This window comes from Streptococcus intestinihominis (assembly GCF_046824975.1).
GTDB lineage: Bacteria > Bacillota > Bacilli > Lactobacillales > Streptococcaceae > Streptococcus.
Map to the genome: position 1 here is coordinate 42,827 of NZ_JBKQBL010000005.1, position 18,912 is coordinate 61,738.

At 42.0% G+C, this 18,912-nt stretch carries 20 protein-coding genes, 1 tRNA gene and 1 pseudogene; all 22 read right to left on the reverse strand.

Going from position 1 to position 18,912, the window contains the following annotated elements; genetic code table 11:
• Positions 1-193: pseudogene (locus ACLOR3_RS08400) on the reverse strand (ABC transporter permease); the annotation flags it as partial.
• A gap of 1 nt (position 194) precedes the next feature.
• Positions 195-1,187, reverse strand: coding sequence for an ABC transporter ATP-binding protein (locus ACLOR3_RS08405; protein WP_048714799.1), 993 nt, complete (start codon positions 1,185-1,187; stop codon positions 195-197).
• 359 nt (positions 1,188-1,546) lie between these two features.
• A complete protein-coding gene (locus ACLOR3_RS08410; protein WP_411400842.1) occupies positions 1,547-2,479 on the reverse strand; it encodes an alpha/beta fold hydrolase in 933 nt (310 codons plus the stop codon).
• A gap of 144 nt (positions 2,480-2,623) precedes the next feature.
• Positions 2,624-4,030, reverse strand: coding sequence for a 6-phospho-beta-galactosidase (lacG, locus tag ACLOR3_RS08415; RefSeq protein ID WP_411400840.1), 1,407 nt, complete (start codon positions 4,028-4,030; stop codon positions 2,624-2,626).
• An 87-nt stretch (positions 4,031-4,117) separates the two neighbouring features.
• Positions 4,118-5,821 carry a lactose-specific PTS transporter subunit EIIC gene (locus ACLOR3_RS08420; RefSeq protein WP_048714811.1) on the reverse strand — a complete coding sequence of 568 codons (1,704 nt, stop codon included), beginning with the start codon at positions 5,819-5,821 and terminating at the stop codon, positions 4,118-4,120.
• Positions 5,821-6,138, reverse strand: coding sequence for a PTS lactose/cellobiose transporter subunit IIA (locus ACLOR3_RS08425; protein WP_048788781.1), 318 nt, complete (start codon positions 6,136-6,138; stop codon positions 5,821-5,823). The genes ACLOR3_RS08420 and ACLOR3_RS08425 overlap by 1 nt, the downstream gene beginning before the upstream one ends.
• 42 nt (positions 6,139-6,180) lie before the next feature.
• Positions 6,181-7,014 carry a PRD domain-containing protein gene (locus ACLOR3_RS08430; RefSeq protein ID WP_048788782.1) on the reverse strand — a complete coding sequence of 278 codons (834 nt, stop codon included), beginning with the start codon at positions 7,012-7,014 and terminating at the stop codon, positions 6,181-6,183.
• A gap of 291 nt (positions 7,015-7,305) precedes the next feature.
• Positions 7,306-8,286 (reverse strand): tagatose-bisphosphate aldolase, encoded by a 981-nt coding sequence (gene lacD, locus ACLOR3_RS08435; protein ID WP_411400837.1) that lies wholly within the window; start codon positions 8,284-8,286, stop codon positions 7,306-7,308.
• 1 nt (position 8,287) lies between these two features.
• On the reverse strand, positions 8,288-9,217 hold the full coding sequence (locus ACLOR3_RS08440) for a tagatose-6-phosphate kinase (RefSeq protein ID WP_411400835.1): 930 nt from the start codon (positions 9,215-9,217) through the stop codon (positions 8,288-8,290).
• Between the two features lie 11 nt (positions 9,218-9,228).
• A complete protein-coding gene (gene lacB / locus ACLOR3_RS08445) occupies positions 9,229-9,744 on the reverse strand; it encodes a galactose-6-phosphate isomerase subunit LacB (protein WP_154853820.1) in 516 nt (171 codons plus the stop codon).
• A 13-nt stretch (positions 9,745-9,757) separates the two neighbouring features.
• Positions 9,758-10,183, reverse strand: coding sequence for a galactose-6-phosphate isomerase subunit LacA (lacA, locus tag ACLOR3_RS08450; RefSeq protein ID WP_006595007.1), 426 nt, complete (start codon positions 10,181-10,183; stop codon positions 9,758-9,760).
• Positions 10,184-10,406: 223 nt separating this feature from the next.
• Positions 10,407-11,162, reverse strand: a complete 756-nt coding sequence (locus ACLOR3_RS08455; RefSeq protein WP_006595008.1) for a DeoR/GlpR family DNA-binding transcription regulator — start codon at positions 11,160-11,162, stop codon at positions 10,407-10,409.
• Between the two features lie 154 nt (positions 11,163-11,316).
• A complete protein-coding gene (locus ACLOR3_RS08460) occupies positions 11,317-12,198 on the reverse strand; it encodes a class II fructose-bisphosphate aldolase (protein ID WP_048717658.1) in 882 nt (293 codons plus the stop codon).
• A gap of 193 nt (positions 12,199-12,391) precedes the next feature.
• Positions 12,392-12,844 (reverse strand): hypothetical protein, encoded by a 453-nt coding sequence (locus ACLOR3_RS08465; RefSeq protein WP_411400832.1) that lies wholly within the window; start codon positions 12,842-12,844, stop codon positions 12,392-12,394.
• An 82-nt stretch (positions 12,845-12,926) separates the two neighbouring features.
• A tRNA-Leu gene (locus ACLOR3_RS08470) sits at positions 12,927-13,012 on the reverse strand.
• 163 nt (positions 13,013-13,175) lie between these two features.
• Entirely contained in the window at positions 13,176-13,871 is a 696-nt protein-coding gene (locus tag ACLOR3_RS08475; RefSeq protein WP_411400830.1) for a B3/B4 domain-containing protein, read from the reverse strand.
• A gap of 109 nt (positions 13,872-13,980) precedes the next feature.
• Positions 13,981-14,559: a DNA-directed RNA polymerase subunit delta gene (rpoE, locus tag ACLOR3_RS08480; RefSeq protein WP_048789869.1), complete on the reverse strand. Its 579-nt coding sequence runs from the start codon at positions 14,557-14,559 to the stop codon at positions 13,981-13,983.
• A 218-nt stretch (positions 14,560-14,777) separates the two neighbouring features.
• Positions 14,778-16,061, reverse strand: coding sequence for a trigger factor (gene tig / locus ACLOR3_RS08485; protein ID WP_411400827.1), 1,284 nt, complete (start codon positions 16,059-16,061; stop codon positions 14,778-14,780).
• Between the two features lie 218 nt (positions 16,062-16,279).
• On the reverse strand, positions 16,280-16,843 hold the full coding sequence (locus ACLOR3_RS08490) for a TIGR01440 family protein (RefSeq protein WP_195550232.1): 564 nt from the start codon (positions 16,841-16,843) through the stop codon (positions 16,280-16,282).
• A gap of 3 nt (positions 16,844-16,846) precedes the next feature.
• The gene (locus ACLOR3_RS08495) at positions 16,847-17,317 is read right to left on the reverse strand and encodes an ECF transporter S component (protein ID WP_411400824.1); all 471 of its coding nucleotides are present in this window, start codon (positions 17,315-17,317) and stop codon (positions 16,847-16,849) included.
• Positions 17,307-18,068 (reverse strand): bifunctional hydroxymethylpyrimidine kinase/phosphomethylpyrimidine kinase, encoded by a 762-nt coding sequence (locus ACLOR3_RS08500; RefSeq protein WP_123159772.1) that lies wholly within the window; start codon positions 18,066-18,068, stop codon positions 17,307-17,309. Before ACLOR3_RS08500 ends, ACLOR3_RS08495 begins: the two co-directional genes overlap by 11 nt.
• Positions 18,061-18,807, reverse strand: a complete 747-nt coding sequence (gene truA, locus ACLOR3_RS08505) for a tRNA pseudouridine(38-40) synthase TruA (protein ID WP_123159773.1) — start codon at positions 18,805-18,807, stop codon at positions 18,061-18,063. Before truA ends, ACLOR3_RS08500 begins: the two co-directional genes overlap by 8 nt.
• Positions 18,808-18,912 lie beyond the last annotated feature (105 nt).

Genomic DNA, 18,912 nt, shown 5'->3' on the forward strand with positions numbered 1-18,912 from the left:
TGATATCCGCCATACTGAAGCCCTGAATCAAAGGCTCCTGGGAGGAGTCAAAGACAGCCTTCCAGAGATAGAAAGCGACAAAAGCCCCCATGACATCACCAATCCGATAGAGAATAAAGTTAACTCGATAGCTAATCAACTCCTGAATCCCTGCATTGATAAAGGGTTTATAACGTCTCCACAATTTGACCATCTTAGAGCTCCTTTCGATAGAAGCGACGGATAATATCTTCAATATCTGTATCTACCATCTTCAAATCACGAACTTCAAAATCAGATAAGGTTTGCTTGATAATATTAGCCGACTGGTAGTGGGAACTATCGAATTCAATATTGAGAGTATTTCCTTGTCTATCAATGGACATATCAGGCAAGCCCTCATAATGAGAGACTAGATGATTTTGACCTGGCGTCAGGTCAAAGGAGAGAGTCTTCATCTTTCCAAAGGTCTCCTTGAGCTGGCTAACCGTTCCATCAAAAATCTCTTGCCCCTTATCAATCATAAAAATCCGATCACAGAGTTGCTCAATATCACTCAAATCATGAGTAGTCAAGAGAATAGTTGTCTCTTCCTCCTGATTAATCTGAGTAATGGCCCGACGAATGTTGTCCTTGACCGACACATCCAAACCAATAGTCGGCTCATCTAAAAAGAGAACTTTGGGATTGTGAAGCAAGGAAGCCGCAATATCCGCCCGCATCCGTTGACCTAGTGAAAGAGTCCGCACAGGATCCTTGATAAATTCCTTCAAATCCAAAACTTCATTCAAAAAGTCCATGCGCTTATGGAAAAGCGAGTCCGGTACATCATAGATCTCTTTCAAGACCGTGTAGGTCTCTTGCAGAGCCAAATCCCACCATAGCTGGGTGCGTTGTCCGAAAACGACTCCAATGTCCTTGACATAATCTTGGCGATTATCCTGGGGAATCTTGCCGTTAATCCGACAAAAGCCAGATGTGGGCTTCAAAATTCCTGTCAGCATTTTGATGGTGGTTGACTTCCCAGCACCATTTGCCCCGATAAATCCTAAAATCTGCCCTTTTGGAACTTCAAAAGTTAAATCCTTGACCGCTTCAAATGTCTGCTTTTCAGGATGAATAAAGGAGCGCAAGGCTCCCTTTAACCCCGGCTCCTTAACTGTCTTCACAAAATTTTTCTGAAGATGTTGCACTTCTATCATTGCCATATCTATCTCCCTATCGTAAGAAGCAACATTGTATTTTTGACTACAAATATTCTAAATCCTTACTTTCTACACTTTCTCAATATTATTACAGAAGGCTTTATACCAACCTATTATAATCTAATAAAAAAAGGAATGCAAGCGTTTGCTTATTGATTATGAAATTAGAAATTTCTCTCTTAAAATGAAACTTTTAATCAAAAATTCTGTTAAATAGTTTCCTTAAGACACCAAAAAACCTGCCCTTAGGGGCAGGCTTATTGTTAAGAAAAAGAATTTTTTTAATCGAGAAAATTAACGATTCTACTGTTAATCCTTCAGCATTTAATTATTATCATCAGTCTCAATGGATTTTTAAGCCCTCAATTATTCTCTAAAAATTTTTTAATACGAGAAACAATAGCATCGCTTTGATAATGATAGAGGTCGTGAGGCGCATCCATATAGTCGACTTGAACGTTAGACTGGTCGCTTGCAAATCTCTCTGCATAACGTTGCCACTCTGATTGGCTAAAGGTCGTGCCTTCACCGTTAGAAACCAGGAGTAAGGCTGGAATTTTCGGATTAATGCTAGATGGAACTTTCTTGGCATTTTCCTTTGCCAAACGGGATTCATGAAGCATGGCTTGTGACATCAACTGCTTATATGCTAGTAATTTATATTGTTGTCGTTCAGTTTCAGTCAGAGTTGGATTTTTTATATAAAAGGACTCAGGGAAATAGCGTAATAAGCCAATCTTACTGCTCCAATAAGCCACAGTAAGCAAGGCCTGATTATCCTTTAAATTTTCATAACTCGCTGGCAAAGCCCAATCCAGGCCAATCAAAGCCTTCACTTCATTCGGATATTTCTCTTGCCAAGCAAGACTCTCTAAACTAGCCATAGAATGCGAAATAATCACATAAGGACCTGAAACATGAGCTTGCGATAAGGCTTGACGGGTCTCATCAAGGACCTCCATTACATCTCTTGATTGATCACTATCTTCGCTAAAACCATATCCCGCTCGCTCTACCACGACCACCTTGTATTTTTTGGATAGGGGATCCGATAGATTCTTAAAGTCTAGGATAGGGGAGGCGATGCCAGCACCTGAAAGTAACACGATTGTTTCAGGCCCTTCTCCAGTAATCGAGACATTCATTTGATGGCCATTGACCGTAACCTGTTTACCTATGGGTGTGAGTAGCTTCCTTTCTTTTTGCAAACTGACTTGGTGAAACATAAATGTAGCACCTAAAAAGAGGATAAGAAAGCCACAAAGGATCCAACTCCACTGTTTAAATTTTTTCATAGCGTTATTGTACAAGTTTTAGAGTATTTTAGCAATACGACTTAGAAATCTTTGTTGCAATTATAAAAGAGATAAATAATCACCTCCAATACCAACAAAAAAGGCTTATCCTTACGGATAAACCTTCTTATATGGTTTATTTCTTTATTCAATCACTTGGCTTTCTGCTACTTTCTTGTACCAATGTGCAGATTTCTTAGGATAACGTTCTTGCGTTTCAAAGTCTACATAGAAGAGACCATAGCGTTTTTCGTAACCATTTGACCAAGAGAAGACATCCATGAGGGACCAGATGAAGTAACCTTTGACGTTTGCCCCATCTGCAATCGCATCAGACAAGACCTCCAAGTGTTGCTTCACATAATCAATTCGGCCATCATCGTAAACAGTGTTGTCCACAAATTCATCTTTGTATCCAAGTCCGTTTTCAGTGATGTAGATCTTCTTGTAGTTTGGATAATCTTTCTTGACACGCATGATTTGGTCATACAAGCCTTGCGGATAGATGATCCAATCCCAGTCAGTGCGAGGTACATAGTCAGGAGCTACACGACGACCAACACCTTTAATTTGGTACTTAGAGCTTCCTTTTTCCCCTTTACCATTGTGGATGATTTCAGTTTCACCATCAAATGCTTCCATCCAATCACTCATGTAGTAGTTGATTCCAAGGAAGTCGTTCAAGTCTTTTGCTGCTTCAAGCACTACAAAGTCTTCGTCTCGAAGATCCAACTCACCACCATTAACTGAAAGAATGTGGTTTACACCTTCCATGGTTTTATCGGAATAGTGTCCAAGGTAGGTTGCATCTAGAATAAACTTGTTATGGATGATATCTTCCAATTCAGCCGCCCGAACGTCTGCTGGATTTTCTGGATCCAAAGGATACTTAGTTGGAAGAGCGTGCACAACTCCAATTTCACCTTCATACCCTTTGTCTTTATACAATTTCACAGCTCGAGCATGCGAAACCATCATATTGTGGTGTGATTGGAAAACTTTGGCAAGGTCATACTGAATCCCTGGAGGGAATTTTCCTACTAAGTATTGACCATCACCGATTGGGCCAATTTCATTAAAGGTTGTCCAATAGTTGACTTCTGGGAATTCTTCAAAACAGAAGGCTGCATAATCTACGAAGTGTTCGATATTTTCACGATTCAAGAAGTCTCCGTTTGAGTGAAGCGCTTCAGGTGTATCAAAGTGGTGAAGAGTTACAAATGGTTCTACATGACGTTTATGACATTCCGCAAATAGATTGTGGTAGAATTCAACCCCTTTCTGATTTACTTCACCATAGCCAGTTGGGAAAATACGTGACCAAGCAATAGAAATACGAATTCCGTTTACGCCATATTCTTCAGCCAACTGTAAGTCTACTGGATATTTATGGTAGAAATCGCTTGCTGGTTCTGCTGTATACCAATAGTTATCAGCTAAGTATTTGTCCCAAGCAACTGGTCCTTTTCCGTCAGTATGGGTAGCTCCTTCTGCTTGATAGGCAGCCGTTGCCCCACCAAAAATAAAATCTTTAGGAAGTGTTTTTGTCATTTTTTTACCTATTTCTTGATTGGATATAATGAAAAGTGAGGGGAGAGGAGTTAGTGAGCCATCCATCTCCATCTCACTTATTCGTTCTTATTCTTCAAATTGAGCTTGAACAAAGGCTAGAGCACCTTGTCCATCGCGTGTCAATTTAATGTACTGAGCACCTTCTGTCTTCGCCAATTTGATGCCTAGTTTATCTGTTTCAGCCTTCATATCTTCGAAGTTGGAAGCAACCTGAGGCGCCAAGATAACAAGGTCAAATTCTGGCAACATTTCACGGTGAGCACCGTAGCCACCGGCTGCCGCTTTAACTGGAACTTTATACTCTTCTGCGGCTTTATTCAAAGCATTGGCAAGAAGACCACTTGTTCCTCCACCCGCACAAAGAACGAGGACGTTTGTTTCTTCAGTAATGGTATTTTCAGCTGGTGCATCTTCAACACCTGCTTTTTCAAGAATAGCGTCTGCTTTAGCAGTGTTAAAGTTTGCAGCGACTTTTTCTTTCAAATCATCATTTGCTTTACCAGAGCGCTCTTCTTCAAGAATTTGCTCATCGTAAACCTTCACAAATGGGTAGTAAATAACCACGTCTACTACTACTAGAAGAGCTGCAAGGATGAAGGAGAGAACTTGGAAGTTTGTACCAAGGACAATCCCCAAAGGTCCAGGAGTAACCCATGGAAGGTTAGCCGTGAAGGAGTTCATTCCCAAGGTATCAACAAAGAATTTGAAGATCCAAACGTTGGCAATTGGTGCAAAAATGAATGGAATAAAGAAGATCGGATTCAATACGATAGGTGCACCAAACAAGATTGGTTCGTTTACACCGAAGAATGTAGGAACAACAGAAGCACGTCCGATTGCACGGTTCCGTTCTGATTTACACAACCACATGAATAGGAAGGGAACAATCAAGGTTGCTCCAGTTCCACCCATGGTAACGATAAACATTTGAGTACCAGAAGTAATAACCTTATCTGCATGTTGACCAGCTTGAGACAGAGCCAAGTTGGCATCGATATTTGCGTAAGTGATCGCTGCAATCGCAGGCTCTACGATAGAAGGGCCGTGGATTCCCACAAACCAGAAGAAAGCATACGCACCAAAAATAAGCGTGATTCCAAGATAGCCATCTGCTGCTGAGAAGAGAGGTGCAAGGAGAGTACCAATAGATTCAGCTACTGTTACACCCAGACTTCCCTTCACAATCAATTCAAGTCCATAAAGGAGAACAACAGATACAGTGAATGGGATCAAGTCTTTAAATACTTGAGAGATATTTGGTGGAACTTCGTCTGGCATGCGAATAGTCACATTATTTTTCACGCAGACCTTATAAACATTAACAGTGACAAAGGCTGCGATAAAGGCTGTCAAAAGACCTTTTGTTCCCATGAAAGCAGTCAGAAAACCACCTTCCTTAGCAGGTTCAGCTGCCATTAGAAGGAAACCAACCATAGATGCCAACATGGTTGACAAGAAGTTGATCTGGTTTGTTGCAGGTAAATCACGGTTGACAGAATCTGTCAAAGCTTTGGCTGTGGTTCCACCTACGAAGAAAGCCAGAATTCCCATCGAATAGCTATAAGGTGTCATCAAGAAATTCTCAATTTCTTTTGACCAATGGAAGCCCCACGCATTTGGAACATAGGCAATCAAGATAAAGATAGATGAGAATAAGATGACTGGCATCCCTGCGATAAACCCATCACGGATGGCACGCAAATATTTATTGCGAGAAATCTTCTCGAAGAAAGGTTTTCCTTTCTCAATCAATTCAATTAATTTATGCATTATTTTGCTCCTCTTTTGTATAGTTCAATGAGATGATGAATCACATCTTTTAATAGGATTGTTGTCATTAAGTGGTCCTGCCCATGCATCATGGTAATGCTGTAGGGGAGGTCTTCTCCTGCTGCTTCTTGCGCTAGCATAGTTGTTTGAGATTTGTGAGCCTCTGCGATACAGCTTCCTGCTTCTTCTACCAAGCTTTCAGCCTGAGCGAATTCACCCTTTTCAGCCGCCTTAAGGGCTTCCAAGAGTTTAGAGCGAGCATCCCCTGCATACGCAACGATTTCGAAACCTAGTAATGTCATTTCTTCTTTGGTCATGACCAATTCCTCCAATTTGAATTTCTTAATATTTAAAAGTTGTTACAATAAGCGTTGAATGTGTAAGACCAGATAGACCCGTTCACTCTTGTACAAGTCAACCCCGGTCTCCCTAGAAATTACATCATAAATCTTGGAACCAATCTCAAAAGCTAATGGATAAGAACTTTTGATATGTTCCTCCATATCTAAAAGCGATTGATTATCATCGCGATTGCGATCTAGGTAATCCAAGAAGTAGTTGAGATGAATCATGAAGCGATCATAAAAATTGTTGTTGGCTTCAGTCCGTTTGATTGAATAACTATTCAGAACCTCTTCCACGCCTTTTAAGATTTCTTTGCGTTGGTCCATGGAATCTACGACTTCTACTTCATTTTCACCTTCTGCGTTGATGAAGTGATAGGCGATACGAGTGACCTCATCTTCGGGGAAGCTAGTCGTGAGCTTATCACGATAAATATCAACTGCCTCTTTAGCAATCTCAAAAGCCACTGGATAGTTTTCTGAGATATCCAAAAGATTACTTTCCTTATACCTGCCTTGAGTCACTGCCTGGTAAGAGCAAAACATGTGGTCGGTCAAGGTCACATAGATATATTCTTGAACAGGGTAGTGATACTTTTTGCTCAAGTAATCAATCATCTCGTAGGTCACTGTGATGAAGTCTAAAGGAACGTCTTTTAGCAGGGTCATAAAGTTCTCTCTGGATTCCTCTGTTTTCATCCGAAAGAGTTTTTCTACCTTTTCTTTTGGAACTAGGTCACCCTTCTTTTTCCCAAAAACAATTCCTTTTCCAATGACAATCAGTTCTTCCCCTTTGTCATTTCTCACCAGAGCAACATTGTGATTGAGTGGATTTAAAATCCGATACATGGTACTCTCCTTACTAGTTTATTCAAGGTTTGAGGTATAAAAAATGATCACAAATGAGATTAGAGAGAGTCTTCCCTAATTCATCTGTGATCATGCGTAATCTAACTTACTAACACTCACCTTGTATTCACTTATGGATTAAGTATAGCACACACTTTTGTTTTTGTAAACCCTTTCTTAACAACTTTTTAACTTTTTTGTTTTTTCCTAACAAATAGCTGTTTATAGCTGTCTTCTCTGGGCTCTTCAAGGAAATTCGAACGCCCGTCGTTAAAGGAATGGTCTACACTGTTAAATACGCTCTTTCCAAGAAGTTGCGACTTGGTCTAAGACTTGGTTGAGCTCTTCAATGTTGCGACGACCTTCTGTACGGAGCCATTCACGAGCTGCCTCTTCCCCATTCTTGATGTAGGCTTCTACAGATCCAGCCCAAGTTGCACGACCACAAAGGACCCCGTTGAAGTTCGCTCCTGCTTCATGGGCAAAAACAAGGGTTTCTTGGAAGAGTTTTGCAGAGACACCGGCACTCAAGTAGATGTATGGAAGGTTGGTTGCTGCTTCTTGTTCTTTAAAGAAGGCGGCAGCTTCTTCACGGCTATGAACAATTTCTCCATCGCCAAAACCTTCAACGTATTTGACGTTAACTGGCACTTCTACTTTCAAAACATCGATGTTGAAGCGTGGGTCTGAGAAGACTTTCATAGCTTCGATAACCTTGCGAGGTTTTACTTTCGCATATTCTACAGAACCGGCATCCGCAATAGTTTCATCATAGGCCAAGATTTCAAGGAAGAATGGAATTTCTTCTGCTGCACATTCTGAACCGATGCGTTCAATGTAGGCTTGTTTTTCTTGGTTAAGTTCATCTGCACTATCCACATCATAATAGAGCAAGAATTTCACTGCATCTGCACCCTGTTCTTTGATGCGTTTAGCTGACCAAAGGGTGAGGCAGTCTGGCAGACGTTTAGTGCTAGAAGTGTCGTAGCCGGTTTTTTCATAAGCCAACAAGAGACCTGCTTCTGCATCCAAGACCTTGGTTGCTGGAAGTCCATACTCAGGGTCCAAGAGCATAGAAGATGCGAATGGCGTCAATTCTTCAGCCACCAAGACCTTCAATTCTTCCATTTGAGCCACTGTTGGTTCTGTGTCTTGGTACTGAGCCATGAGGCGTTTCAAGGCACCACGTTGGTCAAAGGCTAAGGCTGAGATCACACCCTCTTTGGTGCTCAATTTTTCTAAATAGTTGCGTTTTTGTTCTGTTAATACCATCTTATACCTCTTTTACATTTATCTGTTGATACAAATCATCATAGCGATGAATATTGATATGGCCTGTCGTTGCTTCTTGAGCATTCAACATGCCAAGGACATTGGCTTTGGTTAAAAGTGCTTGGTCGTCTTCCTGATGATAGAGAGCTGAGGCAATCCCAGCAACTGTCGAATCACCAGATCCCACTGGATTAACCACTTCAATTTTTGGAATATCCACTTTATAGAAGACATCACCATGTTTGGCAAAGGCACCGTCAGCTCCTAGGGAGACGATGACCCATTCGATTCCTTTAAATAAGTCAGATTGAAGGACCTCTTTTAATTGATCTAAATCCGTAGTCACTTCGTAGCCTAAGAGTTGAGACAACTCTTCATTATTGGGTTTAATCACTGTTGGTTGAACGGGAGCTACTAGTGCTTTTTCTAGGGAAGCGCCTGAGCAGTCCAGAACGACTGGTTTTCCTGCCTTCTTAGCGCGCTCGACCAATTGAGAATAATAATCAAGTGGCAAGCTAGCTGGTAAACTACCTGAGATAGCAACGACTGCTACATCTGGAAGCAAGGTTTCATAGTGATCAAGAAAGGCTTGCCCTTCTTCTTCAGAAACAGACGGACCTTTTTCCAGGATTTCAGTTTGTTGTCCTTCGTGAAGGATCGCAATACAATTCCGGGTCTCCCCTTGAATTTCAAAGAATTCTTTGCCGATTTCCTGATCCAGGTGGTCCAAGATAAATTGGCCTGTTGAACCACCAATCAGACCAGTTGCCGAGACAGGATCTCCAATCTCTGCAAGGACCCGTGTGACATTGAGACCCTTCCCTCCTGCGGTTTTGCTTACCTTGTCAACTCGATTGACCGTATCCAAGTGTAAGGTTTCTAACGGATAGGAAATGTCGATTGAAGGGTTCATGGTTACCGTTAAAATCATAGACTCACCTCTTAGTCGTGGTATTCACCACGATCCCATTTTTCAAGGAATTCTGTAAAGAAGTCTGCATCCTCTTGGTGATCATTATGGGTTTCCAAATGTTGAATCTTGGCAATCAATTTCTTGTTTTCTTCACTTGGTTTGTATTCCGCATGGATGAAGGCTTCAATGATATCACACATGAGCAACTCACCAGTTACTTTCCCACCAAAACCAATCACATTGGCATTCAACTCTTCTTTCGCATAAAGAGCCGTTGTCATATCGCGAACCAAGGCTGAACGAATTCCAGGAACCTTGTTAACAGCATTGTTAATTCCAACACCAGTACCACAGATACATACTCCAAGATCAGCTTGACCACTAGCGACTGCTTCTCCGACTTTTTTCCCAAAAATTGGGTAATGGGTACGCGCGTGGTCATAGGTTCCGAAGTCAAGGACTTCATAACCTTTTGATTTCAAAAATTCAGAAACAGCCATTTTTTCAGTTGTAACAATATGGTCACATCCAATTGCAATTTTCATTTTTCGCTCCTCCTTAGCACATCTTGTTGAGCATATCGACACGGATTTGGTGGCGACCACCGTCATACTTACCATTCACAAAACCTTTGGCAATATTCTTCGCCAATTGGTCACCTACGATTTGAGCACCCATAGTGATCATACGAGAATTGTTGTGGCCACGGGTCATGTAGGCAGAGCGTTCATCTGAAACTTCTGCGGCAACCATTCCTTTAATTTTAGTTGCGACCATAAATGGACCAGCTCCGTAAGCGTCAATAACAATACCCAGATTATCTTCTGCTTGTTTCACTTCTTTTGCAACAGCTAAGGTCACATCGACAAAGTCTTGCCCTTCTTCTGTCACGTCCACGACTTGGAAACCTTCTGCTTCCAAATATTCTTTGACTACTTCTTTTAAGCGGATACCTGCTGCATCCGCACCAACTACAATTGCCATATGCTTCTCCTTTTTGCATTTCCGTCAACAAAGAAAGTTCTCCTCTTTCTTCATTCGACTTCGTTTTGTTATTCACAAACACAGTATAGCGCTAATTTTGTTTGTTGTCAACTGTTTTTTGTTTGCTTTTTTCATTTTTCTTTATTTTTTATTATTTTTTAGCCCTAAATTGTTTGTAATAAACAAAAAAGAGAGAATCATTCTCTCTTTTTCAGTTTATTATTTATACAATCACACGTGTATATTCCTCTAATTCTTCATGTGCTTTCTCAGATGCATCGTCCGTTATCACCGCAGTTACTTTTTTCAAGGAACAGATAGAGGTAAAGTCTTCCTTGCCAATCTTGGAGGAGTCAATCAGTAGGTAAGCTTCAGAAGAACGTTCTAAGGCTAACTTTTGCGTATAGGCTTCTTCAAAAGAAGAGGTCAGAACGCGTCCATCCACAATACCATTCCCACTAAAAAACATCTTGTGGAAGTACATTCTTTCCATGAGAGTGTTCGTTATCTCGCCGACAAAAGCTTGACTGGTTTCTCGAAGCTCCCCTCCTAAGAGGATTACCTTAAAGGTATCACTTTTCTTCTTTAACAACTCTTGGAAAATCGGTAGACAATTTGTCACCACGCGCAGTTCCTTATTATTAATGGCTTCGGAAAGAACCTCAACAGAGGTCCCCGGCCCAAGGAAAATACTCTCGCCTTCTTTTATCAGCTCGCTAGCTTTCTTTGCTACTTCACGCTTAGCCAGAATATTCTTTAGCAACTTCTCTTCATGGGGCAGTTCCCGTGAAGGGAGGAATTGGTTACTTTTGGCTCCATTTCGAACCCGAATAAGGAGACCTTGCTTTTCCAATTCAATCAAATCCCGACGGACCGTCATATCCGACACCTGCATACTTTCCATGATGTCTTGAACATAAACGGTTCCAGCCTTATTGACCAGATTGATAATCTCATTCAGTCTTTCCTGTTTTTTCATTTCCTACCTACTTGCTTCGTTTTTGTTTATTATAACCTTAAATTGTCAGAATCGCAATCATTATTTGTTTGAAACAAACATTTTTTAGAAAAAGAGAAATCAAAAAGGCTTATCCTTACGGATAAACCTCTGGTTAATAACGTTTCAAGCAAGATTAAGCTTTGTTTTCGCTACCAAATACGTCGATACGTTCTTCAACTGAAGCTGTGATTGCTTCGAATCCTGGTTTCAAGAATTTACGTGGGTCGAAGAGTTTCTTCTTGTCGTATTCTGCTTCGTTTGCATCGTATTCACGTACGAATTGACGAGTTGCGTTAGCGAATGCGATTTGGCACTCAGTGTTAACGTTAACTTTCGCAACACCAAGTTTGATAGCTGCTTGGATTTGCTCATCAGGGATACCTGAACCACCGTGCAATACGATTGGGAATCCTGGAAGAGCTTCTGTCAATTTCTTCAAGTGGTCAAGGTCAAGACCTTCCCAGTTTGCTGGGTATGGACCGTGGATGTTACCAATACCTGCTGCCAAGAAGTCGATTCCTGTAGCAACCATTGCTTTAGCATCTTCGATTGGTGCCAATTCACCTTTACCAACGATACCGTCTTCTTCACCACCGATTGTACCAACTTCAGCTTCAACTGAGATACCTTTAGCGTGAGCTTTTTCTACAACTTCTTTCGCCAATTTAAGGTTTTCTTCAACTGGAAGGTGTGATCCGTCGAACATGATTGAAGTGTAACCAACTTCGATACACTCAAGAGCATCTTCGTAATGACCATGGTCAAGGTGGATTGCAACTGGTACAGTGATACCCATTGCTTCAACAAGGTTAGCGATCATGTTGCGAGCTACTTTGTAACCACCCATGTATTTAGCAGCACCCATAGAAGTTTGAATCAAAACTGGAGCTTTTTTAGCTTCTGCTGCACGCAAGATAGCTTGAGTCCACTCAAGGTTGTTTGTGTTAAATCCACCAACTGCGTAACCATTGTCACGAGCTGCTTGGACAAATTTTTCTGCTGAAACGATTGCCATTAGTTGTAGGCCTCCTCTTATTTTTTGTGGTTAAACCACTTACATTGTTTATTTTATCACTTTTTCATTGAAAATGCTAGCTTTTCTTGTAGCTTTAAGCGCTTTCTTATGATAAATGAGGAGGAATGCTTACTTTCCCAAGACTTCTACAGCCCATAGAAACGCAAAAGAAGGGAGCCCAAGCTCCCTCTTTTTAATCCTCTGCTTTAAAATTTTTTAATGAAACTAAAAATGCAATCCCGGAAATCACTAGGAATCCTCCTGCGACCCATTGAGAATAGAAAAAATAAGTAAATTCATGAACTTTCCCAAAGATGTTTCCAAATAGCCACATCAAGGGACTTTCAAGATACGGAAAGCTCCAAGACAAAATAAGGAGATTCGCAAGTAAAAGAATGAGACCCGCTACCAGAAAAAGATTGGAAATCCACTTACGAATCCTCTTTTCATCTTTTAGGAGCCACCTAGAAGCGATGGCTAGAATACAGACAAAGAAGTTCCAGCTAATTAAAGCCATCAAGGCACTTCCGAAATCTTCATGTGCAGCGAGCCCCATGGCCAAAATCATGACTGGAGCAAAAAAATTAATGGCACTTCCTACGAGCGCTAGGACCCCATTGATCAAAACCAGATAGTTCTTCTTCATATTCACACCTCATCTCACACCTATTCTATCATAAAGTTTTGAAAAACAAAAAAAGACAGCCGAAGCTGTCTTGATTATCCGATGCGGAGAGAGGGACTTGAACCCTCACGACCTAAAGCGGTCACAGGATCCTTAGTCCTGCGCGTCTGCCAATTCCGCCATCCCCGCGATTGAGTACCTTACTAGTATATCAATCTTCTACATTCTTGTCAAGATTTTTTTCAAACTTTTTTCAAAGGTTGCAGATTTTCACAAGTCAAGAAGAGCGTCGGCTACTTCACATCTCTCTTATGTTCAGATGAGGACTCATCCCTAATATAGGAGTTCTTCTTTAAGGGATTGGAATTGTCTCACTGGGGGTAACCAGATATTTTTCAAATTCTAAATCGGGCATGCAAGAGGCCAAATCTTCCCTGATTCGATCTAGTGCTTCCAATCGCATCTCTACAGAGGTCGCTCGATTCCCCTGGATGATAAAGAGGGCATTGCGGGTAGTCTCCTCCATCTTATAGCCCTCACCATCTCTCACATCTAGCCAGGCCATAATACCCTCTTGATCTCGGTAGACCGGATCGGTTTCACTAACATGCTTTTCTGTTGATAAGATGGGCAAAAAGGTATCCTCTCTTTGACTAATCGTAAACTCAATGGGTCCCTGGATTTTATCCAGATCATGCCCTCCAATGGCTAAAAAGGAACGAAGACATTCAACATTATAGATATCAATCACACTATTGATCGTCGGTAGGAAACCTCGACTTTGGATATTCTTAATCAAAGCGAGAATAGTTGGCGGGTTCTTTTTGACACTACGCCCCACTTCCTTCAACAAGTCCATATAGCCTTGTACAACTGCCTCCTCTTTCACCGAGCTGAGATCACAATTTAAGGCCCAGGCTTCCTTCTCCTTCTTTTTAGCTAGAAAAGTTGCAGATAAGGGAGCATGTGGATCCACCTGTTTGGCCACTCCGATTACAACTATCTCAATCCCTAAGTCCACCAAACTTTGATCAAGTATCCAGTCCAAATGCGCTTCCTCCTTCTGCACTACGTCAGGCTTACACCCTTATTATACTCCTCCTTGAACCATCATTCAAGCAAAGAAAAAACAAGGAACGAATTCCTTGTTTTTTGGATTATTCTTCGTCTTCGTAAGACTCTTCTTCGTCTTCTTCGTCACTTAACTCAACTTCTTCATCCAACTCGTCTGGTGAGATTTCATTGATTTCAGCGTCATAGGCTTCTACTTCATCCTTCTCATCTTCTGGGTTTTCATCATCGTAAGTAAGCGCTGGATCTGCTTCGTAGACATCTTCGTCTTCTGGATCATCCGCATTGTAATCGATCGCGTCTTCGTCTCCGTCCATAAAGGCGTTGACACGTTTTTTCTTACGTTTCTTAGGCTCTTCGTCTTCATCTGTTTCTTCAAGAGCGATGATTTCTTCATCTACCTCATCGATCGCATACCATGAGCGAAGTCCCCATTTGTTGTCTCCTAGTGGGATAAAGCTTCCATCCACATTCAATTCCGTATAGAATAATGGAAGAGCTTCACGAATTTCACTGTTTGATTTTTCGAGGTAGTTTTGAATTTCATTGACCAGGTCATTGAAATACATTTCATGATCACGGCCACGTGACTCTAAGATCGCACGGGCTACTTCAATCATTGAAAGTTCACTTTTTTCTTGTCCAGCAAATACTTCTAATTCCAAGGTAGATCTCCTTCATTTTTATCTCAAGGCAACACTCTTTTTCATTAAAAAAGAGGATACCCCTAGAATACATCATTTATCGTTACACTCTATTGTACGATAATTTTCCCCTTTCGTCAAAGGAAAATTCCGTGCCAATAAGAAGAGAAAAGCCGGGACACATGGTCTCAGCTTTTCTTCTTATGACTTGTTTCCATCAAGATGGAAGATCGTCTTTTTTATTTTACTTTTGCAGTGCTTGTGATCACTTCAACAGCTTTCTTCACAGCAATATCGTGTTTCAACATTTCTGGTGAAAGCAAGCTACGAACTTGTTCAACTGGCATGTTGTAGTCTGCTGCCAATTGTTCGATTTCTGCAGTTACTTCTTCGTCAGTTGCTTCGAAGCCTTCTGCTTTAGCAACTGCTTCTACGACAAGGTTTGTCTTAGTACGTGCTGCTGCATCTGCTTCATATTGTTTGTGAAGATCTTCTTGAGTTGTACCAGTGATTTGGAAGTACATGTCTGGAGAGATTCCTTGACGTTGCATGTTTCCAAGGAATTCATTGACAGCACGGTGTACTTCTTCGTGGATCATTTCTTCTGGAAGGTCAATGATTTCTGCGTTTTCAACTGCAAGGTCAATTGCTGCTGACTCAACTGCATCTTTGTAAGCTTCTTCTTTCGCTTCAGCCAACTCTTTGCGGTATTTTTCTTTCAATTCAGCAAGAGTTTCAACTTCTTCGTCGATGTCTTTTGCCAATTCATCGTCAAGAGCTGGTACTTCTTTTGCTTTTACTTCGTGGATGGTTGTCACGAATTTTGCTTCTTTACCTGCAAGGTCAGTTGCTTGGTAGTTTTCTGGGAAAGTTACGATGACATCAACTGTTTCACCAGCTGAGTGTCCAACCAATTGGTCTTCGAAACCTGGGATGAATTGACCTGAACCAAGGCCAAGTGAGAAGTTATCTCCTTTTCCTCCGTCAAACTCAACACCGTCAACAGAACCTACAAAGTCGATCACAACAGTATCACCTTCAGCTGCTGGTCCTTCTTTGATTACCAATTCAGCCAAGTTGTTACGTTCGCGTTCGATACGTGCATCTACATCTTCATCTGTTACTTCTTTAGAAACTTCTACAGATACTTCAAGGTCTTTGTAAGCACCCAATTTTACTTCTGGTTTTGTAACAACATTTGCTGTCAATGTCCAATCTTGACCTTTTTCCATTGATACAACATCAAAAGTTGGTTGAGCAACCACTTCAAGACCTGCTTCTTTTACTGCTGCTTCATAAGCTGCTGGAAGAAGATCGTTCAAAGCATCTTGATAAAGTGATTCTTCACCAAAACGTTGGTTGAAGATCGGACGTGGAAGGTGACCTTTACGGAATCCTGGTACGTTCAAGTTTTTCTTAACAGACTCAAACACGCGGTCTAAAGCTGGTTTAATTTGGTCTTGACTGATAGTGAAAGTCAATACTCCGCGGTTTGTTTCTTTGTTTTCAAATAATACAGACATTCTGTCTCTCCTTAAAATAATATAGTCATTCCTAATAATTTTACCATAAAACTTCGAAAATGCAAGTTTTTGGGCATCTTGGTTTTGTGGAAACTGCTTCTTTTTAGAGGAATTTTATTGGCGTTTCTGGAGACCAAAAGACTAAAAATCTCTTTCCTATCTCAAAAACTGTCCCGGAATAAAAAAACTAGTCCATGCCTGAACTAGTTTCCTTCCTATTAGGACTTCCGAAGCGGATCTTCTTGATAAGTAGCACGCGCCCCACCGATCAACTTGGGACGACTGGCTAGAGCTGTCACATGCGCGCCACCTAGTTCTTTCAAGACAGGGCGAACGGGTACTTGCACATGCTTGACATGCATCCCTATAGAAGTATCCCCGATATCCAAACCAGCCTGGGCTGTGATGTATTCCACTTCGACAGGGTCTTTCATATAACCAAAGGCAGCCAACTGACCGGCACCCCCCGCATGGAGGCTCGGCAGTACATTGACGATTTCTAAGTCTTTCTTTTCTGCCAGTTCGCGTTCGACCACCAAGGCTCGGTTAAGATGCTCACATCCTTGGACAGCTAAGTAAATCCCTTTGGGAGTCAGGGTATCCAAGATGGTTTTCACAATGGCTTGCCCAATCTCCAGGCTTGAGTTCTTACCAATACTGCCACCAGCCACTTCACTAGTTGATAGTCCTAGTACAAGAATTTGCCCCTGACGCAGATTAGCCTTGGATAAAAGATCCAGCAAAATCTCCTGGGTTTCTCTTTTTAATTGCTCTAACTCCATCTTCTAATTTCCCTTCTTTGGTAAGAAATGATACAGAGCATATCCCAGAGTCATCCCAACGAAGTTTTGAACCAGATTATGAGGAATCTCTTCAATGGCCGCTACCCAGGTATTTCCTAAAAAGAGCGCTGATGCTAGGGCATAGCCACCTACCATGATAACCGTTCCTAAAAGCAGACCGATGTAACGGGCTTTTCCTTTAAGGCCAGCAAAATAGCCTTGAGCCCCGTGGAACAAGAGACTAAAGAACATCCATTGAGGATAGCCAGAGAGGAGGTCTAAGAGAAAGGCACCAAGACCACCGACCACTGCTCCTTCTTTGCGCCCCAAATAAAAGGCGGTAAAGTAGACGCCTAGATCCAGCAAGGTCACCATCCCGGTAGGAGTTGGCAACTTGGTATAATAGCCTAGCACAACTGTCAAGGCGGTTAAAATGGCTAAATGCGCGATTACTTGGGTCCGTTTATTGGTCATATTGAACTACTCCATATTGATCTGATTTTTGAATGGCTTGGTAGACAAAGTCTTTAGAGGCTTTGACAGCTTCTAAGGTTGCCTTCCCTTGGACTAACTGGCTTGCTATGCTAGAGGCAAAGGTACAACCAGCTCCTGTATTATTCTTTTCTAAAACGTCTTCTTCGAAGACCGTAAAGTCTTGGCCGTCATAAAAGACATCGATGGCTTTTTCCTTGTTAAGGCGGTTGCCCCCTTTGACCACGACAGTCGCTGCTCCCAATTCATGGAGCTTGCGCGCCGCCTCCTTCATATCGTCGAGCGATTGAATCTTGCTTTGAGTCAAGATCTCAGCTTCTGGTAAGTTTGGCGTGATGATGGTCACATAAGGGAAGAACTTGATCAATTCGTCTCGAAGGGCTGACACTTCCACGTCATGGGTTTCCTTGCAGACCAAGACAGGGTCTAGTACCACAGGGATACCGGCATGAGCTTTGACATAATCCAAGGCTAAGTCTGCCACTTGGACATTTGGCAAGAGGCCGAGTTTAATAGCAGAAAAAGGAACATCTTTGAGAGAGTGGAGCTGTTGGGCAAAGGTCGTCGGATCGACCGGAATCACTTCAAAACCATGCTCGGTCATAGCGGTCAAACAAGTCACCGCTACAAAGCCATGTTGTTTGTTGGTTGTATAGGTGGCCAGGTCAGCGTGAAGGCCTCCCCCACTAAAAATATCATTTCCTGAAATAGCTAGAATCAATTCATTACTCATAACGGATCTCCTTTAAATATAAGCCATTTGGCGCTGCTGTAGGACCTGCTAGATTGCGGTCCTTCTTTTCTAAAATCAGATCGATTTGCTCTATCGGCATCCGATCATTTCCAATCTTCAACAAGGTCCCCACCATATTGCGGATTTGCTTGTAGAGAAAGCCATTGCCCGAAAAGGTAAAGATAAGGCGATGATGTTCTGCATCCTCGTCCAAGCGAGCCTCTGTAATCGTGCGAACCTTGTCTTCCACACTGGTACCCGAAGCTGTAAAACCGGTGAAATCATGGGTTCCCTCCAACTTTCGGATGGCTGCTTGCATCTTGGCCACATCCAAATGATAGGGGTAGTGGGTGGCATAGTGGCGCATCATGGGGTTCTTGGGACGACCATAATCCACGATAAATTCATAGGTCTTGCTGTGCTTCCGGTAGCGTGAATGAAAGTCATCTGCTACTTGCTCCACCCGGATAAAGTCAATATCCTCTGGGGTTTGGGTATCGAGGGCAAAGCGAAGCTTCTCCTCATCCCGCGCTTGAGGGAGATCAAAATGGATGACCTGTCCAAGGGCATGGACACCTGCATCCGTCCGGCCTGCTCCATGGATGGTCACAGGATTTCCTTGATTGAGACGCATCAAGGTCTTCTCGATTTCTTCTTGCACACTACGGGCATGCGGTTGTCGTTGGAAACCTGCAAATAGAGTTCCATCGTAAGAAATAGTTGCTTTGTATCGTGTCATGTTTTTATTTTATCAAGTTCATCCAAGCTGAACAAGGCAGAAAAGAGAGAACTGTCCGGGTACAGTTTCCGAGACAAAAAAAGAACCAAGTCTTTCCTTTTCCAT

What these genes read in the sequence shown, in the direction of transcription:
- ACLOR3_RS08405 (WP_048714799.1), bottom strand. Translation starts at nt 1,187, where the DNA reads ATGGCAATGATAGAAGTGCAACATCTTCAGAAAAATTTTGTGAAGACA.
- ACLOR3_RS08410 (WP_411400842.1), bottom strand. Translation starts at nt 2,479, where the DNA reads ATGAAAAAATTTAAACAGTGGAGTTGGATCCTTTGTGGCTTTCTTATC.
- lacG (WP_411400840.1), bottom strand. Translation starts at nt 4,030, where the DNA reads ATGACAAAAACACTTCCTAAAGATTTTATTTTTGGTGGGGCAACGGCT.
- ACLOR3_RS08420 (WP_048714811.1), bottom strand. Translation starts at nt 5,821, where the DNA reads ATGCATAAATTAATTGAATTGATTGAGAAAGGAAAACCTTTCTTCGAG.
- ACLOR3_RS08425 (WP_048788781.1), bottom strand. Translation starts at nt 6,138, where the DNA reads ATGACCAAAGAAGAAATGACATTACTAGGTTTCGAAATCGTTGCGTAT.
- ACLOR3_RS08430 (WP_048788782.1), bottom strand. Translation starts at nt 7,014, where the DNA reads ATGTATCGGATTTTAAATCCACTCAATCACAATGTTGCTCTGGTGAGA.
- lacD (WP_411400837.1), bottom strand. Translation starts at nt 8,286, where the DNA reads ATGGTATTAACAGAACAAAAACGCAACTATTTAGAAAAATTGAGCACC.
- ACLOR3_RS08440 (WP_411400835.1), bottom strand. Translation starts at nt 9,217, where the DNA reads ATGATTTTAACGGTAACCATGAACCCTTCAATCGACATTTCCTATCCG.
- lacB (WP_154853820.1), bottom strand. Translation starts at nt 9,744, where the DNA reads ATGAAAATTGCAATTGGATGTGACCATATTGTTACAACTGAAAAAATG.
- lacA (WP_006595007.1), bottom strand. Translation starts at nt 10,183, where the DNA reads ATGGCAATTGTAGTTGGTGCGGATGCAGCAGGTATCCGCTTAAAAGAA.
- ACLOR3_RS08455 (WP_006595008.1), bottom strand. Translation starts at nt 11,162, where the DNA reads ATGAAAAAACAGGAAAGACTGAATGAGATTATCAATCTGGTCAATAAG.
- ACLOR3_RS08460 (WP_048717658.1), bottom strand. Translation starts at nt 12,198, where the DNA reads ATGGCAATCGTTTCAGCAGAAAAATTTGTCCAAGCAGCTCGTGACAAT.
- ACLOR3_RS08465 (WP_411400832.1), bottom strand. Translation starts at nt 12,844, where the DNA reads ATGAAGAAGAACTATCTGGTTTTGATCAATGGGGTCCTAGCGCTCGTA.
- tig (WP_411400827.1), bottom strand. Translation starts at nt 16,061, where the DNA reads ATGTCTGTATTATTTGAAAACAAAGAAACAAACCGCGGAGTATTGACT.
- ACLOR3_RS08490 (WP_195550232.1), bottom strand. Translation starts at nt 16,843, where the DNA reads ATGGAGTTAGAGCAATTAAAAAGAGAAACCCAGGAGATTTTGCTGGAT.
- ACLOR3_RS08495 (WP_411400824.1), bottom strand. Translation starts at nt 17,317, where the DNA reads ATGACCAATAAACGGACCCAAGTAATCGCGCATTTAGCCATTTTAACC.
- ACLOR3_RS08500 (WP_123159772.1), bottom strand. Translation starts at nt 18,068, where the DNA reads ATGAGTAATGAATTGATTCTAGCTATTTCAGGAAATGATATTTTTAGT.
- truA (WP_123159773.1), bottom strand. Translation starts at nt 18,807, where the DNA reads ATGACACGATACAAAGCAACTATTTCTTACGATGGAACTCTATTTGCA.